The organism is Rhizobium sp. AAP116 (assembly GCF_001295785.1).
Taxonomy (GTDB): domain Bacteria; phylum Pseudomonadota; class Alphaproteobacteria; order Rhizobiales; family Rhizobiaceae; genus Allorhizobium.
This window is the reverse complement of the sequence record NZ_LJIB01000007.1, coordinates 351,837-358,435: the sequence shown is the minus strand read 5'-3', so window position 1 is coordinate 358,435 and position 6,599 is coordinate 351,837. Positions and strand designations below refer to the sequence as shown.

Annotated in this window: 6 protein-coding genes; 4 read left to right on the top strand and 2 right to left on the bottom strand. The window is 62.7% G+C overall.

Going from position 1 to position 6,599, the window contains the following annotated elements; all coding sequences use genetic code 11:
• A partial coding sequence (locus IP85_RS07125; RefSeq protein WP_054148963.1) for an EAL domain-containing protein occupies nt 1-2,771 on the top strand: 2,771 nt, incomplete at its 5' end.
• Between the two features lie 12 nt (nt 2,772-2,783).
• On the opposite strand, the gene IP85_RS07120 is transcribed toward IP85_RS07125, so the two are convergent.
• A complete protein-coding gene (locus IP85_RS07120) occupies nt 2,784-3,419 on the bottom strand; it encodes a LysE family translocator (RefSeq protein WP_054148962.1) in 636 nt (211 codons plus the stop codon).
• A 179-nt stretch (nt 3,420-3,598) separates the two neighbouring features.
• Between IP85_RS07120 and IP85_RS07115 the strand changes: the two genes are divergently transcribed.
• Together IP85_RS07115 and IP85_RS07110 are read left to right on the top strand one after the other, a co-directional pair.
• Nucleotides 3,599-4,450, top strand: coding sequence for an AraC family transcriptional regulator (locus tag IP85_RS07115; protein WP_054148961.1), 852 nt, complete (start codon nt 3,599-3,601; stop codon nt 4,448-4,450).
• Nucleotides 4,447-4,875 carry a DUF1801 domain-containing protein gene (locus IP85_RS07110; RefSeq protein ID WP_054148960.1) on the top strand — a complete coding sequence of 143 codons (429 nt, stop codon included), beginning with the start codon at nt 4,447-4,449 and terminating at the stop codon, nt 4,873-4,875. The genes IP85_RS07115 and IP85_RS07110 overlap by 4 nt, the downstream gene beginning before the upstream one ends.
• A gap of 30 nt (nt 4,876-4,905) precedes the next feature.
• Here the strand turns inward: IP85_RS07110 and IP85_RS07105 are convergent, their stop codons facing one another.
• Nucleotides 4,906-5,511: a YqgE/AlgH family protein gene (locus IP85_RS07105; RefSeq protein WP_054148959.1), complete on the bottom strand. Its 606-nt coding sequence runs from the start codon at nt 5,509-5,511 to the stop codon at nt 4,906-4,908.
• 187 nt (nt 5,512-5,698) lie between these two features.
• Between IP85_RS07105 and IP85_RS07100 the strand changes: the two genes are divergently transcribed.
• Nucleotides 5,699-6,547, top strand: coding sequence for a protein-disulfide reductase DsbD domain-containing protein (locus IP85_RS07100; protein WP_245280820.1), 849 nt, complete (start codon nt 5,699-5,701; stop codon nt 6,545-6,547).
• Nucleotides 6,548-6,599: the final 52 nt, after the last annotated feature.

Here is a 6,599-nt window from a genome sequence, read left to right as displayed (position 1 = left end):
CCCTCGACCTGACGGCAACCACCGAGATCTACACGAACCAGGGCGAGGCCTTCCAGGTTTCGACCGCCGCCGGTGCCGACGGCATTCGCCGGCGCATCGAGGTGCGTTCGAGCTCCGAGGAGCATCAGGGCGACTGGGCTGTCTTTGCGCTCGCCAATGTCTCGGAAGAACAGCTGGAGCGCGTGATCGTCGCACCGCATTTCCGTCTTTCCGGTTCCAGGATGTTCTGGCCGGATCTCGGCTCCCAGCGCATCATGGCGATCACGCCATCGGAAGGCTTTGCGCTCGACCGCGTGCCGGGCCCCGATGCCGACGTCTTCCGCATTACGCTCAATCCGGGCACGGTCATCACCTTTGTTGCCGAGCTCGCGACGCCGGAGTTGCCGCAGATCTATCTCTGGGAGCCGGACGCCTACAAGGACACGGTCAACGCCTTCACGCTCTATCGCGGTATCGTGCTCGGCATTGCCGGTCTGCTCGCGGTGTTCCTGACGATCCTTTTCGTGGTCAAGGGAACGTCGATGCTGCCGGCCGCGGCAGCGCTTGCCTGGGCGGTTCTCGCCTATATCTGCGTCGACTTCGGCTTCCTCGAAAAGCTGATCTCGCTCACCTCGTCCGACATCCGAATGTGGCGCGCCGGAGCGGAAGTGGCGCTTGCCTCGTCGCTGGTCATCTTCCTCTTCACCTATCTCAACCTCAATCGCTGGCATGTGCATCTGGGCTACGCGACGCTTGCCTGGATGCTCGGCCTTACCGTGCTCTTCGGCGTGGCGATCTTCGACCCATCGATTGCTGCCGGCATTGCGCGCGTCTCCTTCGCACTGACCGGCGTCGTCGGCATCGGGCTGATCATTTATCTCGGCTTCAATCGCTACGACCGCGCCGTGCTTCTGGTGCCGACCTGGGCCCTGATCCTGGTCTGGCTCTTCGCGGGCTGGCTGACCGTGACCGGCCAGCTCGACAACGACATCATCCAGCCGGCGCTTGGCGGTGGTCTGGTTCTCATCGTTCTCCTGATCGGTTTTACGGTCATGCAGCACGCGTTTGCCGGCGGCGCCTATCAGCAGGGTCTGTTCTCAGACCTCGAACGCCAGTCGCTGGCGCTCACAGGTTCCGGCGACACAGTCTGGGACTGGGACGTGGCGCGCGACCGCGTGGTGACGAGCCCTGATGTTTCGATACGTCTCGGCCTGTCGCCCGGCACCATGCATGGTCCGGCACGCAACTGGCTGCCGCGCCTGCATCCCGACGACCGCGACCGTTTCCGCGCGACGCTCGACGTGCTGCTCGAACATCGCAAGGGCCGGCTCAGTCACGAATTCCGCATTCGTGCCGAAGATGGGCACTTCCACTGGCTGAAGATCCGTGCGCGGCCGGTGCTCGGCTCGAACGGCGAGGTCATCCGCTGCGTCGGCACGATCATCGACGTCACCGAGCAGAAGAACTCGATCGACCGGCTGCTGGTCGATGCCATGCACGACAATTTGACGGGCCTGCCGAACCGCGAGGTCTTCCTCGACCGGCTGCAGGCGATCCTGTCGCTTGCCTCGACATCAGAGAGCGTGCGGCCTACCGTACTCGCGATCGACATCGACCGTTACAAGCAGGTCAATGACGCGCTTGGCATCGCGGCCGGCGACAACATCCTGATCGCCATCACACGTCGTCTGCGCCGGCTCCTGAAGCCGCAGGATACGCTGGCGCGCCTTTCCGGCGACGAGTTCGGGCTGATCCTGGTGTCGGAAAAGGATCCGGCCAAGATCGCCGACTTTGCGGATGCCATTTCCAAGGCGATCATGGTGCCGCTGAATTTCGCCAATCGCGAGATCAGCCTGACAGCCTCGATCGGCCTCGTGTCCTGGGTCGACCAGCAAGAGAGCGCGGCCAGCCTGCTCGCCGACGCGGAGCTTGCCATGTACCGGGCGAAACGATCAGGTGGCAATCGCGTCGAGCCCTTCCGTCCGGCCTTCCGCACCGTCAGCACCGACCGCCTACAGCTGGAGACGGATCTCCGCCGCGCCATCGAGCGCAAGGAGCTGTCGATGGCCTATCAGCCGATCGTCAGGCTTGCGAATGGCGAGATCGCCGGCTTCGAGGCCCTGATGCGCTGGGATCATCCGAAGCGCGGCAACATCTCGCCGACCGAGTTCATCCCGATCGCGGAGATGTCCGACCTGATCGAGCCGCTCGGCATGTTCGCACTAGAGCGCGCATCGGGTGACCTGATGGACTGGGAACGCCAGACGGGCGAACTGCCGATCTTCGTTTCGGTCAACCTCTCTTCGGCGCAGCTGATCTCGAGCGAGATCTACAACGACATCCGCGCCATGCTGGTGAAGACCCAGTGCGATCCGAAGCGGATCAAGCTGGAGCTGACCGAAAGCGTCGTGATGGAAAATCCGGAACAGGCGCGCCTGATGCTGGAAAAGCTGAAGGACACCGGCATCAGCCTGGCGCTCGACGATTTCGGCACCGGCTATTCATCGCTTGCCTATCTCACCCGCTTCCCCTTCGACACGATCAAGCTCGACAAGGCGCTGGTCTGCGACCAGTCGGACAAGCGATCCGTCCTTCTGCGCTCCGTCGTTTCGATGGCGCGCGGGCTCGACATGCAGGTGGTGGCCGAGGGCATCCAGACCGATCAGGACGCCGCAGACCTTGCGATGATGGGCTGCGACTTCGGCCAGAGCTATCTCTTCGGCCCGCCGCTGGGTTCGGAATCGGTGCTCAGGTTGCTCAAGGAACGGTTTCCGCTGATGAAGCGGGCGTGAGGCGGAAGGGCCTCACGTGCGTTGGAAGGCGACCTGGAGGCCCAGCCCGACGAGGATCGCGCCCCCTGCCCTTTGCAGATTGCGCTGCAGCGCCGAGACCTGTGATAGACGCGCGGTGATCGCGCCGGCCGCCAGGACGCAGACAATATCGGCGATGGTGAACATCGCATTGACCAGCGTGCCGAGGACCAGGAACTGCAGCCAGACTGGAAGGCCTGCCGTCGCATCGATGAACTGCGGCAGGAAGGCCAGGAAGAAGATCGCCGTCTTCGGGTTGAGTACTTCAACAAGCATGCTCTCCAGGAATGCACGGCCTGCTGATTTTGCGGGCGGCAGTGCGCCGCTCATGCCACCAGCCGCGCGGGCGGCACGGAACATGCGGACACCGAGATAGATCAAATAGGCAGCGCCTGCGAGCTTCACCGCGAGATAGAGCGTGGGGACCAGGTGGAAAAGGATGGACAGGCCTGCGGCGGCGGCAACCACATGCACATAACATCCGACATGAATGCCAAGCGTCGCCATCAGGCCCGCGCGGCGATCCGCAGCCAGCGTGCGGGCCGCGACATAGAGCATGGCGGGCCCCGGGATGAAGGCGAAGACGGTCGTGGTGAGGAAGAAAGCGAAGAGGATCTCGACGGCAGGCATGGATGGGCCTCACTGTGATCTGGGCATGATGGCCAGACGCTCGGAACATTGACCTCTCAGGTGGAGAGATGCAAGCCTTGCAACTGGGGCCGACGACAAAGCATGGGCCAGTTCCGCAGGATTTATCGGTCGGGATCGTGCAAGATTTCAGACGACTTCAATCACGCCAGAGAGTTCTCATGCATCGCCAGAAAGCTTATCACGACCGTCTCGATCGGGTCCTCGACTACATCTACACCCATCTGGACGATGATCTCTCTTTCGACCGTCTGGCGGACGTCGCCTGCCTTTCGTCCTATCATTGGAGCCGCATCTATTCAGCCATGCGCGGAGAGACGATTGTCGCCACGATCCGGCGGCTGAGGCTCCAGCGTGCGGCTGATCAACTCGCGAATTCCGATGCGGATATTCAGGCCATCACCCGGCGCGCCCGCTACAGCTCTGCCGACAGCTTCGGGCGGGCATTCAAGGAGGCCTTCGGTACGAGCCCGACTGCTTACCGCGAGATGGGCTCGCACGCCGCTTTCAAGGCCGCGAGCATGGCCAGCGACGGCCGCGGTTTTCCCGTGACGGTGGAGACCTTGCCGGAGCGCCGCTGCGCCGGGATCGATCACACAGGGTCCTACATGAAGATCGACCATGCCATGGGCAAACTGTTTGCCGAACTTGTCCAGCGATCTCTTCTACCGGAGGAGCCTGCCATGATCGGCATGTTTTTCGACGATCCCGATTTCGGGCCAGAGCACGCCCTGCGGTCGCGGGCCTGCATGCCGATAGCCAATCCGGTTGCCATTGATGCGCCGCTGGTGGAGACGGTTCTGCGCGGCGGATGCTATGCGAAGCTCAGCTATAAGGGCCCCTATGCCGACATGCGGGGTGCCTATCGCTGGCTGCTTGGCACTTGGTTGCCCGCCTCCGGTTACGAGCCGGATGATGCGCCAATCTTCGAAGGCTATCTCAGCGACCCGCGTCACGTGCCGCAAGCGGAACTGCGCACAGACATTCACCTGCCGCTGAAAGCCGCGCCATGACTGTGCCGCCCGTGCCGGACGCCGTTTACCGCGCACTCTCTAGCCACTCGGAACATGTGCGGGGGCGTCTCCTCGAGATCCGCCAGTTGATCTTCACGGTCGCGGCAGAGATCGGAAATGTCGGCCCACTGACGGAAACGCTCAAATGGGGCGAGCCCGCCTACCTGACCGAGTTCAGCCGAAGCGGCACCACCATCCGGCTGGGCGCCACCAGAGAGGCGCCCCAGGACAGCGCGGTGCTATTCAACTGCAAGACAAGCCTCATCGCCATGGCTCGCACTGCATTTCCTGCAGATTTCAAGTTCGAGGGAAACCGTGCACTTGTGATCCCTGCCGACCGCACAATACCTCAGACGCCGTTGCTATTCTGCCTGAGTGCGGCTTTGACCTATCATCGGCAGAGAGGCACAGGCTCTCGCAACTAACGGGAGGAAAAACTCCAGGACGCCTGGCCCTCAGGCGTGCCCCGCCTCCATCGACAGCATGGCCGGATTGATCCCCATCAAGGCGAGTGCCCTGTCGTATTTGTTCTCCAGGCTGCGGTCGAAGATCAGGCTTTCGGTGGCCGCGCAATGCAGCCAGCCGTTCTGGGCGATCTCTTCTTCCAGCTGGCCGGGGCCCCAGCCGGCATAACCGAGCAGCATGGTGGCGTGGCGGGGACCGCGCCCGTCCGAAATGGCGCGGACGATATCGAGCGTGGCGGTCAGCGATATGTCGTCGCTGACGGGGATGGAGCTGTCCGACAGATAATCGTCGGAATGCAGCACGAAGCCACGGTTCTGCTCGACCGGGCCGCCGCACTGGATCGGGAAATGGCGGGCGTGATCGGGCAGCATGATCGCGTCGTTGCGGTCGATCAGCTCCAGGTGCAGGAGGAGATCCGCGAAGGTCACCGATTGCGAGCGGTTGATGATGAAGCCCATGGCACCGGCATCGGAATGGGCGCAGATATAGACGACCGCGCGGGCAAAGTTGCCATCGGGCATGCCCGGCATGGCAATCAGCAGCTGTCCATCGAGGAAGCCGCGTTCTCTCAGATCGGTTTTCGACGACAATGCCATGCCCGCCTCCTTAGTTCGCCTTATCGGCAATCGGCTTCACGCGTGGTTCTGATGTAGTCTCCCATTCAAGATGGGCCAGAAGCGGGTTCCGATCAACCCAAAATGATTGGCATGAAACAAGCGTGACTGGCCAAGCCGACAGCGATCTTCTAGAGCCGGAGGCATGATCTCCAAAATGAACCCAGCGATGTCTTGTTCCCATCTCCGAGGCTTTTCTCGCAGCAGCCGCGCATCGGTAGTTGCAGCAGCCCTTGGCCTGTTCTCGCTCGTGTCCGCCATGCCGGCGCTGGCGGCGAGCAGCGACTGGGCGGTGAACGAAGGCGGACGGATGCGCCTGATCCTGCTGCCCCAGGAGGCAGACGGGACGCGACACGGCGCGCTCGTGATCGAGCCCAAACCGGGCTGGATCACCTACTGGAAAGAGCCCGGCGATGTCGGCATTCCGCCCGCAGTCACGCCTCAGCCGGGCGCGTCCTACACCGTGGAGCTTATCGGTTTTCCCGTGCCGAAGGTCCTCTCAAACGACGAGATGACCGATGTCGGCTATGACCAACCTGTTACCCTGCCGCTCCGCCTGAAGAATGCGCCTGATGACACCGGCGTGACGCTGAGTGCCTTTGTCGGAGTCTGCCAAAACATCTGCATCCCCTTCCAGGCCGATCTCAGCGTGCCGCCAGACGCAGACGGGATCGCCAATGCCGTCGAAACCGCCCTCGTCCGCTCGGCCCAGGCCCAGGTGCCGCCAGGTCCGTCTCCCGACTTTCACGTCATCGACCACCAGCTGGGAGCCGGCCACAGAGAGCTCGTCGTGCGGCTGAAGATGCCAGCTGGCGCCGACAGTCCGAAGGCCTTTGTCAGCGGGCCGAGCGGCCATGTCTTCGTCGATTCCGTCGCCTCCCGAGGCGCCAATGGCGAGACGGTTCTGACATTGCCGATCGGCAAGCTGCCGAAGAAATACAAGATTGCCGGCAAGCACTGGGGAATTCTCGTGATCAGCGGCGACCGCGCCATGGAAACCACGCTTGCCTTTGATTGACCCATTCCTATATTCGCCTCGATTGCCATTCGGAGGGGTTCTGGATGGAGCA

What these genes read in the sequence shown, in the direction of transcription:
- IP85_RS07115 (WP_054148961.1), top strand. Translation starts at nt 3,599, where the DNA reads ATGCATCGCCAGAAAGCTTATCACGACCGTCTCGATCGGGTCCTCGAC.
- IP85_RS07120 (WP_054148962.1), bottom strand. Translation starts at nt 3,419, where the DNA reads ATGCCTGCCGTCGAGATCCTCTTCGCTTTCTTCCTCACCACGACCGTC.
- IP85_RS07110 (WP_054148960.1), top strand. Translation starts at nt 4,447, where the DNA reads ATGACTGTGCCGCCCGTGCCGGACGCCGTTTACCGCGCACTCTCTAGC.
- IP85_RS07100 (WP_245280820.1), top strand. Translation starts at nt 5,699, where the DNA reads ATGTCTTGTTCCCATCTCCGAGGCTTTTCTCGCAGCAGCCGCGCATCG.
- IP85_RS07105 (WP_054148959.1), bottom strand. Translation starts at nt 5,511, where the DNA reads ATGGCATTGTCGTCGAAAACCGATCTGAGAGAACGCGGCTTCCTCGAT.